Genomic DNA, 24,722 nt, shown 5'->3' on the forward strand with positions numbered 1-24,722 from the left:
CATGTATGTCAATCCTGGTCTAACAGAGCCAAAGAAAAAGCGTATGCAGCCATGCAGGAAGCGCTCAAAAACCTCGAAGCCGCAAAAGACGCCGCAAGTCCCGAGAAACTTGCGGAAATCGATGATGACATTGCCAGTTTTCAAGAGATCCACGACATGGTGGTGACGGAAGCCGCCAAACGGAGGGAACCCCTTCCCGCCATGCAAGCGAACGTCGATGCAGCCCAAGCCAAATACGATGAGGCCCACAACCGGACAAGCGGCCTTCAGGCAGAATTAGATAAGGTACTCAAGGAGCTCGGCGACGAGGCGCCCAGCACAGCTATTAAGGAGCATATTAAGCAGTTGCGCAGTGAGATCATGGCGGCAGAAAGGCGAGAAGAATCTTGTGAAGATGATCTTCACCGCTACCAACGCCGGCTCGAAAGCCAGGAAAACGGGTTCAGTATTTCGAAAGTGAGGCAGAGGAAGCTAAAGCCCACATCGACGAGGACATAGCCAAGCGAAATGCACTCCTCGGCGATTTGGAAAAGGCGCAAGCGGCCTATGACGACGCCTGCAAGGCATACGAAGAGGCAAAGGCCGCGGCAGACAAGGCCACCTCGCCCGAGATAACGAAACCCGCCGAGACGACAAAACCCTCCAGCTCAGCGCAGCCGGCCGAAACGGCACAGCCCGCCAGCTCGCCCGCGACCGGCAAATACGCTCCATCGAGCTCCACCAAGCAAGCAGATACGACCGACGGCAAGCTCGCGAACACGGGCGACACAGCACCGAGCGCAATCGCACTCGCAGGAATCACCGCCGCAGGACTCGGAATAACCACCGCAGCCACACGCCGCATCAAGAACTCAAAATAGCTGCCAGAGCATATCGCTCCCACCAGTCTACAAGCCCATAGACAAAGAGGCCCGTTTCCCCAACCAAAACCAGAGAAACGGGCCTCCTTACTTGTAAAAACAGATGGCAACGCCGCCGTCTCTTGAACCACGTAGCCATTGATGTCTTGGCGCAGTCAGCGAGCGCCATCCAGAGCGAACAAGTTGGCATGAAAAAGGCAAGGCATAGACCTTCTGGTCATGCCTTGCCTTTTGAATGACAAATTGTCGCTCTGGGTGGCGCGCAGCGTCGAGCATTGCGCGGTTTGGTAAAACCGCGCAAAAAGAAAGCCCGTGCGCTCGATGGATCCGGATGCCCGACAGAGGCTCCTTATGGCTGCTTCCTTCCGGACCTGACCAGATTCGGAACATGTCGTCATCCGAACCCATCGAACGCGCTAGGCGCTCGATATATCTTACCCGCTCCCGCCCGATGGGGCAAGACAGCTAATTTGGGACGGGGCTTTTTTGACTACTTTTTGACTGGTGGGTAGTCAAAAAAGCCCCGTCCCAAAATGACTACTTTTCTAGAGGCGGCCGAGGTCGTAGGCTCGCGCGGCAGACTCGCCGGCGCAGATGAGGTTGGTTGCGGCTTCTTGCGGATCGAGTGCCCGCTCCAGGTCCATGGGCTTGCGACAGATCGGCAGGACAAGGTCGATGCCCTGCTCGTACACCGCATCCAGGTTGTCGGCACGACCGCCCACGACGGCAACAACCGGCTTGCCATAGCGCTTGGCACGGCGGGCCACACCCACCGGCGCCTTACCGGCGGCGGATTGCTCGTCCATATTGCCCTCGCCCGTTATGACCAGGTCGACATCGCGTACACGCTCGTCAAACCCCACGAGATCGAGCACCGTCTCCACGCCCGAGCGTAGCTCCGCACCGAGCGCCAGCAGCGCGGCACCCAGGCCGCCGGCGGCACCTGCGCCGGGCACGCCAAGCACCGAGCCAAATGTCCGTGCGCCCTCGGGTGCGCGCAACAACCCCTGGGCTCGAGCCTCGACAATTGCCGTATCGAGCAGACGACCGTAGCCGACCATCCAGCTGTCGCACCTGCTCAGCGCCTCGGCGTCACCCGTCGGCAAGCCTTTCTGCCCGCCAAACACCGCCAATGCGCCCCGACGCCCCACGAGCGGATTCTCGACATCGGAAAGCACCACGACACGCGCACCGTTCAGCGCCCGAAGCGCTGGCGCCAAATCAACGCTCGCCACCCGCTCAAGGCCGGCAAGACCGGGGGCGACATCGCAGCCCTGGTCATCGACCACACGCGCGCCCAGCGCCTGCAGCATGCCGGCCCCACCGTCGTTGGTGGCACTGCCGCCCAGACCAATATAGATAGTCTTTGCCCCAGCACGGACTGCGCGAAGCATGAGCTCGCCCACGCCATAGGTCGAAGCCGCCAACGCCGCCGACTCCGTACAGGGCGAATACCCAATACCCGCCGCCTCGGCCATCTCAATAACAGCCGACTCGCGCTCGCCGTCCACCAGCATCCGAGCAGACACGCGTTCGCCCAAGGGACCTGCCACCTCGCAGGTCGAGAGCTCACCACCGCATGCGGCGATAGCATCGAGCGTTCCCTCGCCACCATCTGCCAGCAGCAATGTGCACACCTCGGCATCGGGCCAAACGCGGCGCATGCCTTCGGCAACGGCCTCCTCTGCCTGCGCACTCGACACGCTACCCTTAAAGGAATCAATCGCCAGCAGCACACGGCGGGGCCGGCGGCATGCGACACCAAAATCGACCGCCTCAACGGCAATATCTTCGGCACACGCGAGTGCCTCGGCATGAGCGGCATGCGCCTCGAGATCGCCCCCACAACCGCAGCCAGCACCATCGGTGCCACGCAGCCCACTAAAATAGCTGCTCAACACCTCACGACACTCGTCTGCCAGGACCCCAGCCGCCACGGTAAACCGATGATTCAGGCGCGAATCGGCATTCAGATCGTACAGCGAACCCAGTGCGCCGGCCTTGGCATCAGCCGCGCCATACACGCAGCGCCCCACGCGCGCGTTGACCATAAGCCCCGCACACATGCAGCAAGGCTCGAGCGTCACGTAGACCGCGCAATCGGAAAGGCGCCAGCGACCGAGCGACTGAGCGGCAGCGCACAGGGCCGCGAACTCTGCATGCGCCGAAGGGTCCTGGTCGAGCTCGCGACGATTATGCGCCCTCGCGACGATCTCGCCGTCGCGCACTACCACGGCTCCGATGGGCACCTCGCCCACCGCAGCGGCGGCGCGAGCCTCCGCCAGCGCCTCGCGCATGAACTTCTCGTCGATTTCGGTGATCGTCATCGTTCGCCTTCCCTGTTGCAGATTCAAAACGATGCTATCATTACGACTCACGGAGAGATGGCAGAGCGGTTGAATGCGGCGGTCTTGAAAACCGTTGAGCGCGAGAGCGTTCCGGGGGTTCGAATCCCCCTCTCTCCGCCACTTTTAGCGATGCACCGGCGTCATGGTCCGCTCGAACAGCGCATCGACAACGTCAGCCATCTCGGAGCGACGCTCCAGATCGTGACCCGATTCCCACCACATAGTAAAGAGCCGAATAATGCCGCCGGCGACAAACTCAGCCGTCGTGTCGAGCGGCACGGGCGCAAGCGCGTCCTCGTCTAGCGCACTCATCACACGCTCGCGGATAGAGCGGGCAATGCGATCGCAAATCATGCTGGTCAGCATGCCCGACATGCTGCTCGCCAAAATGTTGTCCATGAGCTGCTCATGGGCCAGAATCAGGTCCATGGCGTCGGTGAACACCTCGTGGCGAAGCACGCGCACGTCGTCGGCCGACACCGTGCCGCCCTCGCCAGCCCGCTTTTGCGGCAAACCCGACATAAGCTCATCGATATAAAAGGCAAAGTAATCGTTCTTGTCGCGAAAGTGCTTGTAGAACGTCGTGCGGCGAATCATGGCGCGGTCGCACAGCATGGCAACCGTCAGGTCCTCAAATCGATGCTCCTCGAGAAGCTCGGTGAAGGCATCGAACAGGGCGCGGTAGGTTTTCTTAATGCGAAGGTCCACTGGTATCGCCATCCTCAGGGTAAAGACAACACTCGTCAATCTGTCGCATATCTTACACCTGTATCTCGCGCGCTTTGCCCCGGTGCCAACCCCGCCGAAAACATAACGCTTACCGGAAAGTTCGGCACGACAAAACGTTGCGGGTATACTAGTAGCGTTATACCAACGGCAGCTGGCGCATGCCGCCGCGGCCATTCGAAACGGAGACATCATGCTTCCCGTCATCATCGGCATCGTTGTTGTTATTGTGATTGTCTGCGCCATCGCCGGCATCTACAACAACATGGTCACCAAGCGCAACCGCATCGATAACGCATGGCAGAACATCGATACGCAGCTGCAGCGCCGCAACGACCTGATCCCCAACCTAGTCGAGACCGTCAAGGGCTACGCCAAGCACGAGCAGGAGACGCTCTCCGCCGTGATCAGCGCGCGTAACACCGCCGTCAAGGCCACCACGCCCGAGGCCAAGATGGAAGCCGACAACGTGCTGACCGGTGCGCTGCGCCAGCTCTTCGCCGTAGCCGAGGCCTACCCCGACCTTAAGGCAAACACCAACTTTACGCAGCTGCAGGCGTCGCTCGAGGATACCGAGAACAAGATTAGCTATGCACGCCAGAGCTACAACGACTGCGTGCTCAGCTACAACAACGCCATTCAGACGTTCCCGGCTGTCATCTTTGCCGGCATCTTCCAGTTTAAGGAGCGCCAGGGCTTCGAGGCAGCTGAGGCCGCCCGCCAGACCCCGACCGTCAAGTTCTAAACAACAAGGCAGAGTCTTAAGCCAGTTCATCAACCCTTTGGGACCCAAGGCACAAACCTTGGGCCCTTTTCGTATCCACGCACAACGCGCGGCCAAAAGGCCGGACGCCATCTTTATTCAGATTAATTGTTGCCTGTTGCGACAACGTCGTTCCCGCAGAGCGGAGAGCAAGTTCCCTCCCGGCGCACTCCGCAGAACGCAAGAAGCCCTCGCCGCACGAAGTGCGCAGCGAGGGCTTCTTGCATGTCCGAGGACGCGCCGGGAGGGAACTTGCTCTCCGCCCGAATAGGAAAGGATAATTACGCGACGGTGTAAACCCAGTCGTGCTTATCCTCAACAGCACCAGACTGGATGCCCGTCAGGGTCTCGCGGAGCTTCTTCATCACAGGGCCGATCTCGGTGTAGCCAGCCGGGAAGGTCACGGTCTCGTCGGCGCCGTAAACCTTGTTGTCGATCTCGCCGACCGGAGAGATGACGGCAGCGGTGCCGCACAGACCGCACTCAACGAAGGTGCCGGCCTTGACCTCGGCCCACTCGACGGGACGCTGGTCGACGGTCATGCCCAGATCCTCGGCAACCTGAACGAGCGAGCGACGGGTGATGGAGGGCAGGATGGAGTCGGTGTGCGACTGCGGAACGACGAGGGTGCCGTCCTCCTTCACGAACAGGACGTTCGCGCCGCCGGTCTCCTCGACATAGGTGCGGGACTCGGAGTCGAGATACAGGTTCTCGGCATAGCCCCCGCGATGGGCCTCCATCGTGGGCTTGAGGGACATGGCATAGTTAAGGCCGGCCTTGATGTTGCCGGTGCCGTGCGGTGCGGCGCGGTCGTACTCGGAAACGCGCAGCTTGACGGGCTTAAGGCCACCCTTAAAGTACGGACCGACCGGGGTCACGAGAATACGGAACGTGTACTCAGGAGCGGGAGCCACGCCGATCACGTCACCGGAGCCGATCATAAATGGACGCACGTACAGGGTTGCACCGGAGCCGAAAGGCGGAACCCAGGCGGCGTTGGCAGAAACGACCTGCTTGACGGCCTCAACAAACTTGTCCTTGGGGAACGGGGGCATCTCGAGGCGCTGGGCAGAGTTATACATACGCTCGGCGTTCATGTCGGGACGGAAGCAGACGATGCTGCCGTCCTCGGCGGTATAGGCCTTCAGGCCCTCAAAGACCTCCTGGCAGTAATGGAAGATGCCGCCGCACTCGGAGACATGCAGGGTGTGGTCGGTGGTCAGGCCACCCTCGTCCCACTCGCCATCCTTCCAATGAGCCTCGTAGCTGTAATCGGTCTTCATGTAGCCAAAGCCAAGGCTACCCCAATCGATATCCTTCTTTTCGACAGCCATATGTCGCTCCTTACATACACAGTTGCATACTCGCGAACCCGCACGCAAAGACCGAGGCCGACCGCGTCGCAACGTCGCACGCCCGGAGCGTAGAGCCGGACGGGACACGCGAACAGCATCAAAGCCGATGGCACGTCGGTTCGCATGCACGAGATTGTACTCCCCGCATGCGTTGGATAAAACGTTTTTCTTTAACTAACTAAAGTATTTTCATTTGACCGAAGCAAAGGGCCCGCCACCGTAAACGGTGACGGGCTTCAACGGCACGGTTTGCGCGCTGGCTCGAGCTACGCGTTCTTTTTGCCCAGCTTAGCCTTAACCAGACCGACCACAGTCGGGATGATCGACACGGCAACGATACCAACGATTAGCAGCTCAAAGTGCTCCTGCACAAAGGGAATGCCGCCAAAGAAGTAACCCAGCAGCGTAAAGACCGTCGACCAGGTGATACCGCCCAGCACGTTATAGATGACAAAGTTACGCCAGTGCATGCCGCCCATACCGGCGATGAAGGGCACAAAGGTGCGGATAAACGGGAAGAAGCGACCCAGGAAGATGGCCAGGTGGCCCCACTTGTCCAGGAAGTCCTCGGACTTTTTGATACGCTCGGGCGTCATGGCCTTCACCTTGCCCGAGGCGATGATCTTTTGGCCAAAGAAATGACCGATCATAAAGTTGCACTGATCGCCCAAGATGGCAGCCGTCCATGCGACGGCCAACAGAGCCACGATGTTAAAGCCGCCGTTGTGGGCAAAGAAACCCGAGGCAAACAGCAGCGAGTCGCCGGGAAGGAACGGGAAGAACACTACGCCCGTCTCGATAAAGATAATCAGGAACACGCAGCCGTACGCCATAAGCGGGCCGGCGGCGATCCAGCCGGCGATCGCAGTGCGCGGATCCTTAAGCAGCTCGGCGATAAAATTGATGAAACCCATGAAGTAAAACCTCTCAGTTGTGGGCGCGGACACGTCCAAGTTGACCAGTATACGGTTACGACACGGCCACGCACACGACCTTACAAAAGCGTGACTTCATTACCAGCAAGTTTGCATAATTGACACCTGTCGCGCAAAGCAGGCAAGATTGCCCTTTCTAATCCCTAGCTAATCGCTATACTTTATTGAATTGCATTGTCGCGGCGCTAAGGGAGGGCGGCCGGTGAGCTTTATCAATACCATTCGCGAGGACATCAAGACCGTCCAGGCACAGGATCCCGCTGCGCAAAACGGCCTGGTCATCTTCCTCTCCTATCCCGGCCTACACGCCAAGTGGAACCACGTACCCGAGCACTGGCTCTGGGAGCACGGCCATCGCTCGCTCGCCCGCGTGCTCTCGCAAATCACCCGCCATATCACTGGCGTCGAAATTCACCCTGCCGCGCAGATTGGCAAGCACTTCTTTATAGACCATGCCATGGGCGTCGTCATCGGCGAAACCGCCATTGTGGGCGACAACTGCGTACTCTATCAGGGCGTCACGCTCGGCGGTACTGGCAACGAGACCGGCAAACGCCACCCAACGCTCGGCAACAACGTCACCGTGGGCACGGGCGCCAAGGTGCTCGGCAACATCCGCATCGGCAACAACGTCAAGATCGGCGGCAACTCGGTCGTCGTCAAAGACGTGCCCGACAACTGCACCGTCGTGGGCGTGCCGGGACGCATCATCAAGCGCAACGGCTGCCGCGTGTTCGAGGAGAGTTTCGACGCCAAGCAGCATCGCGAGTACATGCCCGATGACGCCGCCGAGCAGAGTGCCCTCAACCGCCAAGGCATCACCGAGAACGCCCGCCGCGTCAAAGAACTCGAGCGAGAGGTGGCGGAGCTCAAGGCCCTCGTCGCCAAGCTCGTGGACGAACGCTAGGGCTGCGGACGGTACAGACCCGCATCAACGCAAGAAGGCGCGCCAGGGAATCAATCCCCCGGCGGGCCTTCTTTTCGATGTGACAAGGGGACTGTCCCTTTGTCACCTTAGGCGAACTGACTCAGATAGAGGTCGGCGTAAGCGCCCTCGGCTGCGAGCAGCTCCTTATGTGTGCCCTGCTCGATAATGTTGCCGTGATCCATGACCAGAATCAGGTCGGCATCCACGATCGTCGACAGGCGATGCGCGATCACAAAACTGGTGCGCCCGCGCATGAGCGCGTCCATGGCGCGGCCGATGGCAAGTTCGGTGCGCGTGTCCACGCTCGACGTCGCCTCGTCCAGGATGAGAATCGCCGGGTTGTTGAGCAGCACGCGTGCAATGGTCAGCAGCTGGCGCTGGCCCTGACTAATGCTCTCGGCATCGTTGGCCACCCGCGTGTCATAACCCTGCGGCATGGTACGCACAAAGAAGTCGACCTGCGCGGCGCGCGCAGCCGCCACGATCTCGTCGCGCGTCGCCTCGGGACAGCCGTAGGCGATGTTCTGCGCAATCGTGCCATCAAATAGCCAGGCGTCCTGCAGCACCATGCCAAACTGCTGGCGCAGCTCGCCGCGGTCCATACGGCTCGTGTCCACGCCGTCGAGCGTAATGCGGCCACCGTCGATCTCGTAAAAGCGCATGAGCAGGTTGATGAGCGTAGTCTTGCCCGCGCCCGTGGTTCCCACCACGGCGATCTTCTGGCCCGGCTCGGCGGTAAACGACACGTCGCGCATAAGCGGCTTGTCGGGCGAATAGCCAAAGCGTACATGCTCAAAAGCGACGCGACCCTCAACGCGACCCGGCAGCTTGGCGGCCTCGTCCGGCAGCGGATCGGCCTCCATCTCGGGCTCATCGAGCAGGTCGAACACGCGCTCTGCACTCGCCAGCGCGCTCTGCAGCGAGTTGAAGGTAAACGACAACTGCGTCATGGGCTCGGACGCCTCGTAGATAAACTGGAAGAACGCCTGGAACACGCCGACGGTCATGTGACCGGCAACCAGCATACTGCAGCCCACCAGCGCGATCACGATCTGCGCCAAACGGCCGATAAAGCGCACCGCAGGGCCGACGGCGTTAATCATAAAGTCGGCCTTGGCACTCACGCGCGCCAGCTCGCCCGAGGCTTCGTGCACCTCGGCAGAACTCTGGCGTTCGCGGTTGAACGCGCGAATCACCAGACGGCCCGAGTAACCCTCCTCAACCGCGCTCGTAATCTTGGAGACCCATTCCTGGCGCTCACCGGTTACGTCATGCGTGCGGTGCGAGACCACCTTGGTCACCAGCAGCGATACCGCCGTAAAACCCAAAAAGATCAACGTGAGCCTAACGCTATAGACGAACATCATGATGATGGCGCCCGTCACGGTGCCGATCGACATCAGCAGCTGCAGCAATCCGCGCTGCATGCTCTCGGACATCTTGTCCAGGTCGTTGGTCGCGCGGCTGACTACCTCACCGGGGCGATGCGCATCAAAGTAAGCGAGCGGCAGACGGCTGAGCTTTTGCGCGATGCGGTTGCGCAGGCGCAGGTTGAGGCGCTCAGCAACACTCGACATCAAAAAACTCTGCAGTGCATAGAACGATCCGGCGGCCGTCCAGATTAAAAAGTAGACAAAGATGGTCTTACCGCATTGGTCCCAGGTGATGCTAAAGGTGGTTCCGCTGGCAAACGCCGCCTGTATTTGGCCCCACAGCTCGTCGATGACATGAGCGCTGTATGCCGGCGCGGCGGTGTTAAAGATGACGTAGAACACGATGCTCACGAACACGATATAGAAGCGCCAATGGTCGCCGGTAGCCTCGTTCCACAAACGGCGCACCGTCGCCCAGGTATCCCGAGGCGTCTCGTCCTCGTCTTCGTCGTCCACGTCGCGCATACGCTCTGCCTCGGCACGGGCGCGCTCGTCCTCGGCTCGTTCGTTTTCCTCGTACAGCGCTTGGCGACGAGCCTCGCGCTCGGCCGCTGCCTTGGCGGCATCGTCCAGCTCGGGTACCGCGGCAGCCGTTTCCTCAACCAATCCCGCGGCAGCGGCGTCATCAACGCCGCCCTGCTTCTTGAGCTCCTCGGTCATGCTACTCACCTCCCTTCATCTGCGATTCCGCGATAGCGCGGTACACCTCGCAGGTCTCCATGAGCTCGTCGTGCGTGCCTAGGCCCACGACCTCGCCGTCCTTGAGCACCACGATCTGGTTGGCATGCAAGATCGTCGAGATGCGCTGCGCGATGATGAGCACCGCAGCGTCGCGCGTCTCGTCTTGCAACGCATGGCGCAGGGCGGCATCAGTCTTAAAGTCCAGGGCCGAAAAACTATCGTCGAAGATATATAGATCGGCATGCTTCATGAGCGCACGGGCGATGGCCAGACGTTGGCGCTGGCCGCCCGAAAAGTTCGTGCCGCCCTGCGCCACCGGGGTATCGAGCCCCTGCGGCTGATCGAGCACAAAGGTGCTCTGGGCAACCTGGAGCGCATGAAGCATGTCTGCCTCAGTCGCGTCTTCGTTGCCAAAGCGCAGGTTGCTTGCCACGGTGCCCGAGAACAGCCACGCCTTCTGCGGCACATAGGCAATGCGCCCGCGAATCTCACTTTGCGAAAGCTCGCGCAGATCGACGCCGTCCAGGCGAATGACGCCCTTGGTGGCATCGTGGAAGCGCAGTAGGAGCTTGGCCACCGTCGACTTGCCCGAGCCCGTCGAGCCCACAATCGCGGTCGTCTGACCGCGTCGACAAGTAAAGTTCAAATTGCACAGAGTGTCCTCGTCGGCGTCGTCAAAGCGAAACGACATGTGATCGAACACGGCGACTGCATCCGCATCGTCCTCGAAGGCAGGCGCCCCGTCACCCAGCGTACGCTCGCCATCCACGATACTCGGCTCAATCTCCAACACCTGCTGCGCACGGTTGAGGCACGCCGCGGCGCGCGGAAGCGTCAGCACCACCATCTGCGCCATCATCACAAAGAACAGAATCAGGATCGCGTACTCCAGCACGGCCGAGATGCTGCCGATTTGCATCGCATGGGCGCCCACGCGGTTGCCGCCCACCCACAGCACCGCCACCTCGGCGATGTTCATCAAAAAGAAGCTGGAGCTGTCGAGCCCCACAAACAGGTGGTTGACCTTAATGGCATTGTCCGCGTAATCGCTAAACACCTCGTCCAGGCGCTGCTCCTCATGGCGCTCCTTGTTAAATGCGCGGATGACGCGCACGCCCACGATGTTCTCGCGCAGCACCACGTTCATGCGGTCGATAAAGCTCTGCAGGCGCATAAAGATCGGCGCCGCGTTGGCAACCGTAAAGACCGCCGCCACCAGCACAATCGCAACGACTACGCCCAGAAGCGTGCCCATGGCGGGATCGATAAACCAGGCGAAGATGATGCCCGCCACAGCCAAAAACGGCACGGGCAGCACCAGCTGAATCGTCTGCAGAATCGCCTGCTGAATCACGTTGATGTCGTTGAGCGAGCGCGTGATCATCGATCCGGTGCCAAAGCGCTCAAAATCGCTGGCCGCGAGCTCGAGCGATTTGTCGTACACGGCATTGCGGATATCGCAAGCCACGTTGGCGGCCAGGCGCGCCGAAAGATAGCAGCCCAGCACCGTGCCGCCGCTAGCCATGCTGGTCGCGATAAACATGTATAGGCCGTTGCGTAAAATGTAGTCGACATCGCCCGTGGTAATACCGGTGTTGACCATGTTCGCCAGCATCGTGGGAACCAGCAACGTACCGACGTTATCCACCAGCAGCACCAGCAGCGTCACTGCGACAAGCCCTCGATAGGGCTTCAAAAACCTCATTAACAGTCGCACGACTCCCCCTCACCTTGATTCTCGGCCTGGCTCTCGGCAGCGATATGCTGCTTAAAGGCATCGCACTCATCGCCGAGCGCATGGGAAAATTTTCCGATTAGGCGCATGATTTCGCGCTGCTCACACGGCTCAAGCGCGCCAAAGGCTCGCTGCTCGGCCTTGAGTGCCGGCAGCGCATAACGCTCGGCAAATCGCCTGCCCTCTTCGGTCAGGCTCACAACCTTGTTCTTACGACTGCCTTCGGCAAACTCCAACGTTGCAAAGCCCCGCGCCGTCAAGGTTTTAATTGCCGAGTTGATAGTCTGCTTGCTGTAGAACCATTCGCTTGTCAGACGACTCACAGCGATGCTACCGCCCGCCGTGCTGGTATCGACGAGCATCCAGTAAGCGCAGTCCGAAAGACCGCAGGCGCGCGAGAACTCCGAATAGATATGGTCGAGTCCATTGAGCAACCGGTCGAAGTCGACCAGCGTAACCGCACTATTCATCTATCCCACCATTCGATTGTCCGATTTTTGACCAATTTATGTCTCTAGATTAGTCCGAGTTTTGACTATCGTCAACAGGCGTTCCGCAAATGTTTGCACTTTTATGGCCTATCGGCAGAAAAAGACCGCCGGCGCGGGGGCAGCGCCAGCGGTCACCTGAAATTCGGGTTTTATTGCCTGTTAAGCGGCGACGGCCTCATAGACCGTAGCGCCCGAGAAGCTATCATGCAGGCTCTTGCCGGCAATCCACGGCAGCTCGACGACCTCGCAGACCGTATTGACGAGCTCGGAGCAGTCAGTAAAGTGGCCCTTGTCGTTGAGGGCCTCGCAATCCTGAACACGCCAATAGCCATCGGTGTGCGTGATGTAGTACTCGTGATCGTTGATCGACACGAAAGCGCGCGTCTTGGAACGCAGCAGCTTCAGAAATCCTTCGAAATCGGTCTCGACGACATCTCCAGCCTGGAACATGATAGTTACCTCCTGGCCCGGCGCCACCACGGCGCGTTGATAAACGTTGGTACTCCTTTAGTAAAACCTTTATCAGAGGTTATGCGTTCGTCATTTAGGCAAGTGGTAAAAAACCGCAGGGTAGACGGGATAAAACGTTTAACCATCCCATTGGTTTGTCACATTCTGAAGGTACTTTTATGCAAACCTACTTTCCCAATTGGAATCTATCCTTTTGGCCGGGCAATTGACCGTCTATCGTTTGAGCCCGACGGGTATGAACGGGGCATCTGCAACGCCATCGCAAGGAGACACCATGGAGACTATCGAAGCGCTCATTCACCGCCGCAGCTGTCGCAAATACAGCGATCGCCCCGTCGAGGCCGAAAAGCTTGCACGTATTATCGAAGCCGGCCAATATGCACCGAGCGGCATGGGCCGCCAGCCGGTGACGTTTGTCGCCGTCACCGACCCCGCGACCGCTGAGCGTCTCTCACAGCTCAACGCGCAAGTCATGGGCAGCAACAGCGACCCCTTCTATGGCGCCAAGACCGTTGTGGTGGTGCTGGTCGACCGCAGCGTGCCCACGCATCTGGAAGACGGTTCGCTTGCCATGGGTAACCTGCTCAATGCTGCCTATGCGCTGGGCGTTGATTCGTGCTGGATTCATCGCGCGCATGAGGTTTTCGATTCGCCCGAGGGTCTGGAGCTACTGGCCAGCTGGGGTCTACCCGCCGACGGAAGCCTACGCGGCGTCGGTCACTGCATTCTGGGCTATGCCGAAGACGCGCTTCCCGAGGCAAAGCCGCGCCGCGACAACGTCGTCTACGTAAGGTAACCCAGGAGCGTCATAGGGGTAGCTAATTTGGGACGGGGCTATTTTAGCTACCCCTCTCGCAACTTATATTGACGTCGCCGTTGTCGTCGTTTCGTTCGTGTGAGTCGTTTCGGCTTCGCTGCTTTGTTCGTCTTCGTCCTTTTGCGCATCGGCGATGGTGGTGGCCGCCGCGACGATACCGCGCTGGGGCACGACGCCCGTCTGGACCTGTGCGCCCTCAACAACTTCTGTGCCTGCATGCGCGAGCTCGGGCGATTTAAACATTGCGTCCAAGTTGGCGCCGCCGCCGGCGTAGCCAAGCGCAGCGAGCGCGATGACGATCGCTGCAACGACAACCACGATCGGCACGTAGCGATGCCAGCCGGCGGGATTGAGCCCGCTGCGGCGAGCCGCCCCGCGGCTGATGTAACCGAGTGTGCCGTCGTGCTTGAGCTTTGAGCCCACCACGCGCCTGCGGCCCCACAGCGACGACTCGGCCTGCATGGCCAAGCGAGCGCTTGCCGAAGGATAGCCATATTTAGTGCGCTTGAACGAGCCATCAAACCCCGAGGCGTGTTTGCCCCACGTCACCGATGTCGTGCGTCGGTTAACCGGCGCGGCGCTCCGTCTTCTGCGGCTCGGTTTTGAAGTCTCAGCCATATGCCCTCGCACGCCGTAACCAAATCGAAACAATAACGCTTTGGACTGTAGCACACGCGTCGCGCGCGGTCACGGGCGCCTCGCTCAACGGTCATCGTCCTTCAGCAAGCGCCACAGCGTTGTACGGCTTATGCCCAGCACCTCCGCCGCACGGGTTCGGTTGCCGTGGAGATGATCTACAACCAGATGCGCGATATCTCGCTCGGTATCTGCCAGCGGTCGCAGGATATACAGGTCACTTTCGAGCGTCGGGGCGCCAAAGGTTGCGGTCTTAATCACGTCCTCTTGGGCGAGCACTTCCTCCGCCACAGCGCGGTCCACCGTGCCCGCCCCCACCAATATATACAGTCGTTCCGAGACCTCGCGGAGCTGCAGATAATTGCGCGGCCAGCGGTAAGCATCGAGCGTCTTCGTCGCCGCGGCGGACAGCGTGGGTGCTGCCGTCCCAAATGCATCAGCGAGATATTCCAAATAGCGCGCAACCTTTGTCGACGCGGCTCCCTGCTCGGCAATCGCCGGCGCCACGCTCACCGCACAGGCGAAGCGCTCGGTCACAAAGGCGGCTTGATCACTTTCGCTGCCGCCCGGCATGTCGTTCGCCGTCAGCACCACATGGCAGCGCGTCGCCAACGCGGTGTCGGCCATCGTGGAAACGAGCTCGCGGAGGCGCTGGGGACCAACCGCATTCCAGCCCTCAATGCAAAGGGTCAGCCCTGTTTGAAACAGCGGCGATTCGGAGCTTTTGAGCACATGGCGCCAACCCCGATCGGTGAGCTCATCGAGCGCGACGGAAACAAAGGGTTGATCGGCAAAAGGACCGTCCAGATAGAGGCGCTTGGCTATCTCGACCTGACCCGCCCCCAGCTCGCCCTCGAGCATAAGGGGCACTCCGCGCGCGTAGCTCTCGGCGACCGGCGCAGCCATCGAGGCCGCCCCCTCAACGATGCCGTACGCGCTCGATTCGTAGCGGGCCTCAACTTCGTCGGCATTGAGCCATTCGATGCCCGCATGTGCCGCGGCGCCGCGCACCTCGCGGACCACGGCGACCCAAAGCCCCCCGCCCTCTTTGTCGGTGGGGCGAACGGTCAGACTCAGGCGCGCACCCGCACGTCCCATAACCAGACGCGCGCCGTCTCCTATACGGTCGAGGCGTTCGGTAACAAAAGCCGCCACATCCCGCTCAAGAGCCGCGTCATTCATGGTAGAAATCGCGACGTCCCCCCGCGCATCGATTGCCAATGCCGAGGCCCCGGCAGCAGCCAGGGCCTCGGTAAAGATGTTCAGCTTGGAATCGCTATCCATGATTTGCCCCTGTCCGCGGCGATGTGCAACCGCCGACGGTCGCACGACCGAGTGTTTCAAAATTGAACGATATTGCTCACCAAACACTATAGGGCAGAAAGCGCCGTCCTGCGAGTATAGGTGTTGCCCCGCATCGCCATCCTGGCGGGGCGATAAGAGCTCTTCGGGACCTATCAACCTGCGGACAAGCCATACCCGCAAGAGCTCCTATCGCTCCACCGTGAGAATGCGCTCACCAGCAGCCAACACGCAAACTGGCTACTTCTCTACCAGATTCCCAGCACGTACTGCATTCCCAAGCTCATGCACGCAATGCCAATCCAGCAGCAAAGGCCCAGCGCAATGGGCTTACCGCCCTTTTTGACCAGCTCAACGATATCGGTATTGAAACCAATAGCCGCCATGGCCATCACGATAAAGAACTTCGAAAGCTCCTTGATAGGTGCCATAACGGACGCGGGAAGCTGAAGCACCGTGGTGATCACGCTCGCCAGCACGAAGAACAGCACAAACATGGGAAACGCGCGTTTAAGCGAGAACGTGCTTTTGGCGTCGCCGCCAGCCTTGCGCGCTAGATGCATCTGCCAGCATGCGAGGACCAACGTAATGGGAATAATGGCCAGCGTCCTGGTGAGCTTGACCACCGTGGCGCTCTCGAGCACATTGGCACCGGGATGCATGCTGTCCCAGGCGCTCGCCGCAGCCGTTACCGACGAGGTGTCGTTGATGGCGGTGCCGGCAAACATGCCAAAGCCCTCGTTGGTCAGCCCGAGCATGCCGCCGAGCGTCGGAAACACGAGCGCCGCGATAACGTTAAACAGGAAGATGACCGAAATAGCCTGGGCAATCTCGCGATCGTCGGCATCGATGACGGGTGCGGTCGCGGCGATGGCAGAACCGCCGCAAATCGACGAACCCACACCCACAAGCGTCGCGATCTTGCTCGGCACGTTCATGACGCGGCAGAGCACGAAGGCGGCAACAAGCGAGGTCGAGATCGTCGCCACGATAATCGGCAGCGACTGGGCGCCCTTGGACAGAATCTGCGAGAGGTTCATGCCAAAGCCAAGCAGGATAACCGCGTACTGCAAGATCTTTTTGGATGTATAGGTGACGCCAGCAGCGAGCGGTTCGCGACGATTCTTGGGAAAGACGAGAGCCAGGACCATGCCAAAGAGGATGGCAAATACCGGCCCGCCAACCACCTCGATCTGCTTGCCGAGCAGCGTTGCGGGAATGGCGATGATCAGGCAGAACAAGACGCCCTTCCAGCGCTCGCGTACGATATTTGCCAGTTGCATATGGGATTCCTTCTTCCTATTTCACGTTTGCGACGACTTATGAAACGACAACGCTAAGCGCAATCCCGCGCAAGCGCAGGAAAAAATGTCGCAAAAGTTATCGGGCGGCGATTGAATTACCCACCGCGGAGGGCTGACTCGCGGCATAATAAACAACTGACATATGAGTGTGAATGAACGGTTGCGAGGCGCTATGGAAGAATCGATGCACATCGGCGAGCAAGAAGCGAGCCTACAGGACCAGTCCTACCACACCATTCGACGCAAAATCGTCTACCTGGACTACAAGCCGGGCGAAAAGCTGGGCGTTAAACAGCTTTGCGACGACCTGGATATGGGGCGCACCCCTGTGCGCGAAGCGTTGGTGCGTCTGGCGCAAGAGGGCTTGGTGCGCACCGTGCCCCAAAGCGGCACCTATGTCTCGCCCATCAACCTTACCCTTGCCGAGAGTGCCTGCTACATTCGCGAGCACCTGGAAAAGCAGGTGATCGTGGAGTGCTGCGCGCGTGCCACCTCGGTGGGCATCGAGCAGCTCGACCGCGCCATCGTGCTGCAGGAAAAGGCGATGGCCGAAGAGGATCGCATCGGCTTTTTTTTGAGCGACAATCTCATGCATCGCATGATCTTTAGCATCGCATGCCGCAGCACCGTGTGGTCGTGGCTCGAGGAGACCAATGCCGACCTAGAGCGCTTCCGCTGGCTGCGCGCCGCCACGCAGACGCTCGACAAGCAGGAGATTGTTAACGAGCACAAGCAAATCCGCCGCGCTATTGCCGGACGCGACCCCATCGAGGCGCGCTTTTTGGTGAGCAAGCACCTGCACATGATGTTCCGCAACCAGACCGAGATTCTGGACCAGTATCCCGAGTACTTCGAGACCAGCAAGCTCCGCTAACCTGCCAAAACCACCACAAAGGGGACAGGCACCTTTGTGGTGGTTTCTCCGTACAAAAAGGCCCGGCTCCGTCTGATGACGCGGAGCCGGGCCTTGACTGTTGGAACGCCGGAACATCCGCTACTCGACAGTAACGCTTTTCGCCAGGTTTCGGGGTTGGTCGACGTCGCAGCCGCGCAGGATGGCGACCTCGCGGGCGAGCAGCTGCAGCGGGACGCTCGCCGTGATGGGGCTGAACACGTCGCGGACTGCCGGCACGCGGATGATGCAATCGGCGATCTTGTTGATCTCCTCGTCGCCCTCGGTGGCAACGACGATGACCTTGGCACCCCGCGCCTTGCACTCCATAAGGTTCGACACGGTCTTGTCGTAGGTGGCGCTCTTGGTGGCCACGGCGATGACAGGGAAGCCCGGGTCGATCAGGGCGATGGGGCCGTGCTTCATCTCACCGGCGGCGTAGGCCTCGGCGTGCAGGTAGCTGACCTCCTTGAGCTTGAGCGCGCCCTCGTAGGAAATGGCGGCGCCCATGCCGCGGCCCACGAACAGCGCCGATTGCGCGCCCTTGCACAGCAGGGCGGCCTCATGAACGGTCTCGGTTTGGGTATCCAAAATCCACTGGATCTGCTCGGCCGTATCGGAAAGCTCGCGGAACAGCATGCGCGCCTGCTTGGTGGTCAGGCGGTACTTGACCTGCGCCAGCAGCAGCGCCAGCAGCGTCAGGCTCACAACCTGGCCGATAAAGCTCTTGGTCGAGGCGACCGCGATCTCCTTGTTGGCCTTGGTATAGATGACGCCGTCGCTCTCGCGCGCCACCGGGCTGCCCACCACGTTGGTGATGCCGAAGACCTTGGCGCCCTTGATGCGCGCATCGCGAATGGCGGCAAGGGTGTCGGCCGTCTCACCCGACTGGGACACGGCCACAACAAGCGTCGTCGGCGTGATGATGGGGTTGCGGTAGCGGAACTCGCTTGCCGCCTCGACCTCGGTAGGAATACGAGCCCAGCCCTCAATGAGATTCTTTGCAATGAGGCCAGCGTGATAGCTGGTGCCGCAAGCGATCACGTAGACGCGGTCGATGTCGTTGAGCTCCTCGAGCGAAAGGCCCAGCTCGTCGATGTCGAGCTCGCCGGCTGGCGTCATACGACCGACCAGCGTGTCGCGCACGACGCGCGGCTGCTCGTGGATTTCCTTGAGCATGAAGTCGGGATAACCGCCCTTTTCGGCCATGTCCAGATCCCAGTCGATGTGAGTGACCTTGGGCTCGATAACATTGCCGGCCTCGTCGGTGTATTCGACGCCTGCGGGCGTGAGCTTGGCAAACTGACCGTCCTCGAGCACCACGACATCGCGGGTGGCGTCGATGAGTGCAATGACGTCGGAGGCGACATAGGCGCCGGTCTCGCCTGCGCCGACCACAATCGGGGAATCCTTGCGGGCTACGGCGATCACGCCGGGCTCGTCAGCGCACACTGCGGCCAGACCATAGGCACCGACCACGTGGGTGCAAGCCTCGCGCACGGAGGCCATCAGGTCGTGCGTCTCGGCATAGGCCTCTTCGATCAGATGCGCAAAGACCTCGGTATCGGTCTCGCTCTTAAAGTGGTGGCCGCGGCCCTCCAGCTCTTCGCGCAGCTCAGCGAAGTTCTCGATGATGCCGTTGTGGACGATGGCGATACGACCGTCGCAGCTGGTGTGGGGATGGGCGTTAACGACGGAGGGCTTGCCGTGGGTAGCCCAGCGGGTATGGCCGATGCCGCAGGTAGCGTCGCTGTCGATATTGGAAAGCTCGCTCTCCAGGCCCGCGACCTTGCCCACGCGGCGGATGACGTCGAGGTGAGCCGCGGCGCCCTCGCCCACCTCGAGCGCAACGCCCGAGGAGTCATAGCCGCGATATTCCATGCGCTTGAGGCCCGTGACCAGGATGTTCTTTGCAATATCAGAGCCGGTGTAGCCGACAATTCCGCACATAGGATAAATCCCTTCGTTCGCGTGACTGCAAGACGTCCACGCACAGGGGGCGCTGAGACGTATAACGTTCGAGTATTGTACTCATGCAAGCGCAAGCTGATATACCAGAAGTGGTATCTCAACTTAGATACCACCCGATGCACACACCTCACCACCACAAAGGGGACAGGCACCTTTGTGGTGGTTTGGACCGGGGCGGCGGCCTATCCCGGCGAAAGATCTCGATCTGTAACATCTGGGCCGCAATAAGCCGGCTTAGTGTTACAGATCGAGACATTACGGTTCGGCCCCTGCACTATGTCTCGATCTGTAACAGGTAGAGCCGGTTTTGCCGTCCAGATGTTACAGATCGAGACAATTGAAGGCCCGGGCAGCTCAAACCACCACAAAGGTGCCTGTCCCCTTCGTGGTGGTCCGGGGCAGTAGCGGCGTTTCCCCAGATAAAACCTGCCAAAATTAACCTGTCCCTAATTGGCAGGTTTTGACACCCTAGGGGCGGGCGATGCTACAATCTGCCTTGTACTTGAAACGCATCAAAGGGGCCGCTATGGCAAAGGTGAAAATCAGCGACGTCGCGCGCGAGGCAGGGGTCTCGCTGGGCACGGTATCCAACGCGCTCAACCACCCCGAAAAGCTGCGCCCCGAGACCCTCAAACTCATCAACGAGACCATCAACCGCCTGGGCTACCTGCCCAACCAAAGCGCCCGCCAGCTCGCAGGCGGCACCACCAAGTCCTTTGGCTTGGTTCTCCCCCGCCTCGACCACGGCTTCTCGCTCCAAATTGCCAGCGGTGCCCACAACGAGGCACGCAAGCACGGCTATGACTTGCTCATCGCCAACGCCGACAACGACGACATTCTCGAAGACCATTACCTGCGCTATTTTATGGGCACGCAGATGTCCGGCGTCATGGTTCAGCCCATGGCGTCCCCCGATTGGCACCCCGCCATGACCAAGATTCCCGTCCCCATCGTCCATCTGGACGTCCATTGTTCAGAACCCGGTTACTACGTGGCCGCCGACAACGAGGCACAGGGGCGCATTATCGCCGAGCTCGCCATCGCCCGCGGCGCACGCCATATCACCGTTGTGGGCAGAGCGGCATTTATGCAGCTCACCCTGCGCGTCCTTGGCATCCACAAAGCACTTGCCCTGCATCCCGATATCAAAATTGAGGTCATCGATGCCGGAGAGTGGAATACCGCAGCCGACGGCTACGGCATCGGTACCCAGATTGCCGAACGCCCTGCTGACGAGCGCCCCGATTTTGTCATCGGCCTGACCGACGTATTGGCCTCGGGCGTTATCTCGGCGCTGACTGACAAAGGCATCTTCGTCCCCGAGCAGGTCCGTGTGGCCGGCTGCGACGGCAACCCCCTTGCATGGAGCGGGTCGGTTCCCCTTACCACCGTGGCGCCGCCGGGCTATGAAATTGGCCGCAAGGGCGTGCAGCTGCTCATGGAACAAATCGAGGATAAACCTGTCGCCAAGACCAAACGAGTCCGCATCGGCTCCGCCGCGCGCACCGTCACCACGGTCACGGCCAGCGAGGACATTAACCGTCAGGAGCTCGTGCGTCCCTTCTTGCTCGAGCGCGTAAGCACCCAAAATGCCAAGCCGCACCCGACGGGCCAACCCATGGTCCCGACAACCGACATCAACCTGGGCGCCTACTTGTAACAAAAAAACGCCGCAACGGAAACAGGCCCGCTGCGGCGTTTTTTACTGGCCCCATGCGCCCCCCCCCGTTTAGCCGGACCTGCGGCTACGGATATTTATGGAATGTAATCCAATTTTCATTAACTATTTTGTTAAAATAGACTCAATTCATATTTTTAGATATTTCCTATAAGTATTGATTTTGCTCCAGTTTTTTCTCGCCAAGAAAGGGGTTTCATGAATCTGATTGATCGCAAACAGTACCTCGACTGGCTCATTTCGTGGAAAGACTCGCACGTCATCAAGGTCGTTTCGGGCGTGCGAAGGTCCGGCAAATCAAAGCTATTCGAAATCTACCGTAGCTACCTGCTCGATCATGGAATCACAGGTGACCAGGTTATATCCCTCAACTTTGAAGACCTGGAGTTCGAGTCGCTTACGTCATATAGAGCACTCTACGACTACATTTCCGCCAGACTCGTCCCCGATAAGATGAACTACGTTTTTCTGGACGAGATACAGCACGTCGAGCATTTCGAAAAAGCCGTCGACAGTCTTTTTATCAAGGACAATGTCGACCTCTACATAACCGGTTCCAACGCCTATCTGCTCTCGAGCGAGCTGGCTACTTTGCTCTCCGGTCGCTACGTAGAGCTCAAGATGCTGCCCCTATCCTTTAAAGAGTTTTGCTCGGCAAAAACCAATGACGGAAAGGCTCCCGCGCAGTTGTTTGACGAGTACATCACCCGGGGCTCTTTTCCCTTTATCGCCGAGACGGGTATTCAGGGACCCCAGGCGCGCGATTATCTTATGAGCCTCTACGATACCATCGTCATACGCGACGTTATCGAACGCCTGAAGGTCTCGGACGTCCCGACCCTGCGCGATATCACCAAGTTCCTACTCCATAGCATTGGAAACCGGATCTCGATTAAAAAAATCTCCGACACGCTCTCGTCCAACGGCAACAAAACCGACCAGAAAACCGTAGCCAAGTACCTCAAAGGCTTAACAGACAGCCTTGTGCTGTACTTTGCTCCGCGCTATAACGTGCGCGGTCGGCAGCTTCTTTCAACAAACGGCAAATACTACGCCGTTGACCTTGGACTTAGAGGCGCTCTTGTCAAAACCCAAAGCAGCGATATCGGTCATATCCTCGAAAATGTTGTTTATCTCGAGCTCCTACGCCGTGGATACGACGTCTACGTGGGCGATATCGACGGCGGGGAAATCGATTTTGTTGCCCTAAACTCAGACGAGACAGCCTATTTTCAGGTTTCAGCCACAACGCTCGACGAAACCACCCTCAATCGAGAGTTGGCCCCCTTTAAGAAAGTCCGAGACAACTACCCCAAGACGCTTCTTACGCTCGACACGCTGTTTGCGGACGCGAACTACGAAGGAGTCCGCAAGCGCAACGTGATCGACTGGCTCCTTGAGTAACTTGTAGCGTCATAACCCTCCGCCAGCTCCTTACCAAGGCCGCAGCCCCAGTCGCTTAAAGCACAATGCCCCTCTTATCAGCCAAAACAGCAATCTTGGCGTGATAAGAGGGGCTGACTGCGTCAGCGCCTCCACGCAGGCGCCGTTGCCGCCACCGTCCCGCGGGATCGGGCGCGGGACATGGCGACTCACGTACAAACGCTAACACACGGCCTTGACCGCCGCCGTCAGATCGAACAACGTGTCGAGCACGGCCTCGCAGCCATCCACCACGTCCTGCGGCAGCGGCACGATATCGGGGACGGCAAAGACGTGGCAGCCGGCCGTGATGCCCGAGACGCAGCCGTTGCGTGAGTCCTCGACCACGGCGCACTCCTCGGGAGCAAAGCCCGCGCGCTCGCAGGCGAGCAGGTACATCTCGGGATCGGGCTTGCCGTGCGCGACGTCATCGCCGCAGGTCACCGTTTCAAACTTGTCAAAGAGACCGACCATCTTAAGGTTGCGCTCGGCGGTAACGTGGCGCGACGACGTCGCGAGGCCCACGTGATAGCCCGCAGCCAGCAGCTCGTCGAGGCACTCGGCGGCGCCGGCCTTAAGCTCCAGGTCGGTCTTGACCATCTCGTCGCGAATCTCCCTATGGCGACGATAGATTGCCTCAGCGGTTTCGCAGCTGTCGTAATGCTCCTCAAGGATGCCCATGACGTCGGGCAGCGTACGACCGATAAACTGATGGATCAGCGCATCATCAATCGCGAATCCCAGCTCGGCCGCGCCCGCCTTCCACGCCTTGATACCCAAACGCTCGGTATCGACCAGCGTTCCGTCCATGTCAAAAATAACGGCATTGATCATATCGGTCCCCCATCGCTTCGCGCTTCTGTACTCCCGCAACTTTACCGCACCTGTAGACTTGTATATAACGTATATAGCATATTGCACTTTCGTTACATAGATAGAAGTCTTATGACAAGCGGCTCGGTAGGATTATAGTTTTCGACCGAGTACTCAACGGCAAGGATCGATTCATGCTTTCAGACACCACCGCACCTGCAGAGGGGCTTCAGGACAAACTCACAGCGCTCGAGCAGCTGCTTTTGGCATACGGACGCATCGCCATTGGCTTTTCCGGCGGCGTCGACAGCAGCTTTCTGGCCGCGGTCTGCGCCCGCATCATGCCCGCCAGCACGCTTCTCGTTCACCTCACCACGCCGCTCATCGGCACGCCCGAGCAGGCTTCGTTTGAGCGGTCCGTTGACGGGCAGGCCGATGAGGGGCCGCATTTTAAGCTCCCCGTGCTCAATCTTTCGGTCGATCAGCTGCGGCTCCCCCAAGTAGCCTGCAACGATGCCGACCGCTGCTACCACTGCAAGCGCGCCGGCTTTACCGCCATCGTCAACCACGCCAAGTCGCTGGGCTTTCCCACCGTCATCGACGGCAGCAACGCAAGCGACCGCGGTGACTACCGCCCCGGCATGCGCGCTGCCCAGGAGCTCGGCGTACGCTCCCCTCTCATGGAGGTCGGCTTTACCAAGGACGAGGAGCGCGAGTTGCTGCGCGCCTGGGGATACCCCGTCTGGAACCTGCCGGCAGGAGCCTGCCTGGCCACGCGTGTCCCCACGGGCGAGGAGCTCACGCGCGAGAAGGTCGATGTAATCCGCACCTGTGAGGACTACCTGCACGACCTTGGCCTGGACCAGGTCCGCGCACGCCTCGTCTGCGGCTGCATGCATATCGAGGCCGCGCCGGCAGACGTCGCCAAGATCGCCGCCCTCGGCAGTACCGCGGTCAACGACGAGGGCAAGGCCCCGCTTCCCGTCGCCATCGAATCTGCCCTGCGCAACCTAGGCTGCGGTCATATCTCCCCCGAGGTAACCCCCTACATCCACGGCAACATGAACCAGTAACCCACCAAAAAGGGACAGGTTTATTTTGGCAGGTTTTATCTGGGGAAATATCGCGAGACAATCGCCCCTCCAGCACCCATCTGGCCTC

The 24,722-nt window shown here is 59.8% G+C and carries 22 protein-coding genes, 1 tRNA gene and 1 other RNA gene; 9 read left to right on the forward strand and 15 right to left on the reverse strand.

Going from position 1 to position 24,722, the window contains the following annotated elements; all coding sequences use genetic code 11:
- Positions 1 to 498: hypothetical protein (locus DXD49_RS09200; protein ID WP_233541790.1), on the forward strand; the 498-nt coding region annotated here is incomplete at its 5' end.
- Positions 499 to 544: 46 nt separating this feature from the next.
- On the opposite strand, the gene DXD49_RS09700 is transcribed toward DXD49_RS09200, so the two are convergent.
- The 3 genes from DXD49_RS09700 to tadA form a co-directional block, all read right to left on the reverse strand.
- Positions 545 to 835, reverse strand: coding sequence for a hypothetical protein (locus tag DXD49_RS09700; protein WP_158564888.1), 291 nt, complete (start codon positions 833 to 835; stop codon positions 545 to 547).
- Positions 836 to 1,175: 340 nt separating this feature from the next.
- Positions 1,176 to 1,271, reverse strand: an RNA gene (gene ffs / locus DXD49_RS09210) — signal recognition particle sRNA small type.
- 134 nt (positions 1,272 to 1,405) lie between these two features.
- Positions 1,406 to 3,187: a tRNA adenosine(34) deaminase TadA gene (gene tadA, locus DXD49_RS09215; protein WP_117794802.1), complete on the reverse strand. Its 1,782-nt coding sequence runs from the start codon at positions 3,185 to 3,187 to the stop codon at positions 1,406 to 1,408.
- A gap of 51 nt (positions 3,188 to 3,238) precedes the next feature.
- Here tadA and DXD49_RS09220 point away from each other — a divergent pair.
- Positions 3,239 to 3,328, forward strand: a tRNA-Ser gene (locus DXD49_RS09220).
- Positions 3,329 to 3,331: 3 nt separating this feature from the next.
- Here the strand turns inward: DXD49_RS09220 and DXD49_RS09225 are convergent.
- A complete protein-coding gene (locus DXD49_RS09225; RefSeq protein WP_117734871.1) occupies positions 3,332 to 3,916 on the reverse strand; it encodes a TetR/AcrR family transcriptional regulator in 585 nt (194 codons plus the stop codon).
- 211 nt (positions 3,917 to 4,127) lie between these two features.
- Here DXD49_RS09225 and DXD49_RS09230 point away from each other — a divergent pair, with 211 nt between their 5' ends.
- Positions 4,128 to 4,679, forward strand: a complete 552-nt coding sequence (locus tag DXD49_RS09230; RefSeq protein WP_199406608.1) for a LemA family protein — start codon at positions 4,128 to 4,130, stop codon at positions 4,677 to 4,679.
- Between the two features lie 299 nt (positions 4,680 to 4,978).
- Here DXD49_RS09230 and DXD49_RS09235 read toward each other — a convergent pair whose 3' ends face one another.
- Together DXD49_RS09235 and DXD49_RS09240 are read right to left on the reverse strand one after the other, a co-directional pair.
- Positions 4,979 to 6,031 carry a branched-chain amino acid aminotransferase gene (locus DXD49_RS09235; protein WP_117734869.1) on the reverse strand — a complete coding sequence of 351 codons (1,053 nt, stop codon included), beginning with the start codon at positions 6,029 to 6,031 and terminating at the stop codon, positions 4,979 to 4,981.
- 287 nt (positions 6,032 to 6,318) lie between these two features.
- Positions 6,319 to 6,966 (reverse strand): DedA family protein, encoded by a 648-nt coding sequence (locus DXD49_RS09240; protein ID WP_117734868.1) that lies wholly within the window; start codon positions 6,964 to 6,966, stop codon positions 6,319 to 6,321.
- Positions 6,967 to 7,189: 223 nt separating this feature from the next.
- Between DXD49_RS09240 and cysE the strand changes: the two genes are divergently transcribed.
- Positions 7,190 to 7,894, forward strand: a complete 705-nt coding sequence (cysE, locus tag DXD49_RS09245) for a serine O-acetyltransferase (RefSeq protein WP_117717063.1) — start codon at positions 7,190 to 7,192, stop codon at positions 7,892 to 7,894.
- A 107-nt stretch (positions 7,895 to 8,001) separates the two neighbouring features.
- Here cysE and DXD49_RS09250 read toward each other — a convergent pair whose 3' ends face one another.
- The 4 genes from DXD49_RS09250 to DXD49_RS09265 all read right to left on the reverse strand — a co-directional run bounded on the left by DXD49_RS09250 (position 8,002) and on the right by DXD49_RS09265 (position 12,705).
- Positions 8,002 to 10,008: an ABC transporter ATP-binding protein gene (locus DXD49_RS09250; protein ID WP_199569029.1), complete on the reverse strand. Its 2,007-nt coding sequence runs from the start codon at positions 10,006 to 10,008 to the stop codon at positions 8,002 to 8,004.
- A 1-nt stretch (position 10,009) separates the two neighbouring features.
- Positions 10,010 to 11,734, reverse strand: coding sequence for an ABC transporter ATP-binding protein (locus DXD49_RS09255; RefSeq protein ID WP_117794803.1), 1,725 nt, complete (start codon positions 11,732 to 11,734; stop codon positions 10,010 to 10,012).
- Complete coding sequence (locus tag DXD49_RS09260) at positions 11,734 to 12,234, reverse strand: MarR family winged helix-turn-helix transcriptional regulator (protein ID WP_117794804.1); 501 nt, start codon at positions 12,232 to 12,234, stop codon at positions 11,734 to 11,736. The genes DXD49_RS09255 and DXD49_RS09260 overlap by 1 nt, the downstream gene beginning before the upstream one ends.
- Positions 12,235 to 12,414: 180 nt before the next feature.
- Complete coding sequence (locus DXD49_RS09265; protein ID WP_006235631.1) at positions 12,415 to 12,705, reverse strand: hypothetical protein; 291 nt, start codon at positions 12,703 to 12,705, stop codon at positions 12,415 to 12,417.
- A 295-nt stretch (positions 12,706 to 13,000) separates the two neighbouring features.
- Between DXD49_RS09265 and DXD49_RS09270 the strand changes: the two genes are divergently transcribed.
- Complete coding sequence (locus DXD49_RS09270; RefSeq protein ID WP_117734865.1) at positions 13,001 to 13,522, forward strand: nitroreductase; 522 nt, start codon at positions 13,001 to 13,003, stop codon at positions 13,520 to 13,522.
- Between the two features lie 63 nt (positions 13,523 to 13,585).
- On the opposite strand, the gene DXD49_RS09275 is transcribed toward DXD49_RS09270, so the two are convergent.
- The 3 genes from DXD49_RS09275 to DXD49_RS09285 form a co-directional block, all read right to left on the reverse strand.
- Positions 13,586 to 14,161 (reverse strand): hypothetical protein, encoded by a 576-nt coding sequence (locus tag DXD49_RS09275; protein WP_147347848.1) that lies wholly within the window; start codon positions 14,159 to 14,161, stop codon positions 13,586 to 13,588.
- Positions 14,162 to 14,245: 84 nt separating this feature from the next.
- The gene (locus tag DXD49_RS09280) at positions 14,246 to 15,463 is read right to left on the reverse strand and encodes a helix-turn-helix domain-containing protein (protein WP_117794806.1); all 1,218 of its coding nucleotides are present in this window, start codon (positions 15,461 to 15,463) and stop codon (positions 14,246 to 14,248) included.
- A gap of 266 nt (positions 15,464 to 15,729) precedes the next feature.
- Positions 15,730 to 16,764 (reverse strand): YeiH family protein, encoded by a 1,035-nt coding sequence (locus DXD49_RS09285; protein WP_117794807.1) that lies wholly within the window; start codon positions 16,762 to 16,764, stop codon positions 15,730 to 15,732.
- Between the two features lie 193 nt (positions 16,765 to 16,957).
- Between DXD49_RS09285 and DXD49_RS09290 the strand changes: the two genes are divergently transcribed.
- The gene (locus DXD49_RS09290; RefSeq protein WP_233502147.1) at positions 16,958 to 17,659 is read left to right on the forward strand and encodes a GntR family transcriptional regulator; all 702 of its coding nucleotides are present in this window, start codon (positions 16,958 to 16,960) and stop codon (positions 17,657 to 17,659) included.
- Between the two features lie 120 nt (positions 17,660 to 17,779).
- On the opposite strand, the gene glmS is transcribed toward DXD49_RS09290, so the two are convergent.
- Positions 17,780 to 19,627, reverse strand: a complete 1,848-nt coding sequence (gene glmS, locus DXD49_RS09295) for a glutamine--fructose-6-phosphate transaminase (isomerizing) (RefSeq protein ID WP_117763820.1) — start codon at positions 19,625 to 19,627, stop codon at positions 17,780 to 17,782.
- A 547-nt stretch (positions 19,628 to 20,174) separates the two neighbouring features.
- On the opposite strand from glmS, the gene DXD49_RS09300 reads away from it, so the two are divergent.
- Both DXD49_RS09300 and DXD49_RS09305 read left to right on the forward strand, forming a co-directional pair.
- Entirely contained in the window at positions 20,175 to 21,308 is a 1,134-nt protein-coding gene (locus DXD49_RS09300) for a LacI family DNA-binding transcriptional regulator (protein WP_233541791.1), read from the forward strand.
- A 216-nt stretch (positions 21,309 to 21,524) separates the two neighbouring features.
- Positions 21,525 to 22,730, forward strand: a complete 1,206-nt coding sequence (locus DXD49_RS09305; RefSeq protein WP_117794808.1) for an ATP-binding protein — start codon at positions 21,525 to 21,527, stop codon at positions 22,728 to 22,730.
- Between the two features lie 201 nt (positions 22,731 to 22,931).
- On the opposite strand, the gene DXD49_RS09310 is transcribed toward DXD49_RS09305, so the two are convergent.
- A complete protein-coding gene (locus DXD49_RS09310) occupies positions 22,932 to 23,582 on the reverse strand; it encodes an HAD family phosphatase (protein WP_117794809.1) in 651 nt (216 codons plus the stop codon).
- Positions 23,583 to 23,755: 173 nt separating this feature from the next.
- Here DXD49_RS09310 and DXD49_RS09315 point away from each other — a divergent pair, with 173 nt between their 5' ends.
- A complete protein-coding gene (locus DXD49_RS09315; protein WP_117794810.1) occupies positions 23,756 to 24,634 on the forward strand; it encodes an ATP-dependent sacrificial sulfur transferase LarE in 879 nt (292 codons plus the stop codon).
- Positions 24,635 to 24,722: the final 88 nt, after the last annotated feature.

This window comes from Collinsella sp. TM05-38, assembly GCF_003466445.1.
GTDB lineage: Bacteria > Actinomycetota > Coriobacteriia > Coriobacteriales > Coriobacteriaceae > Collinsella.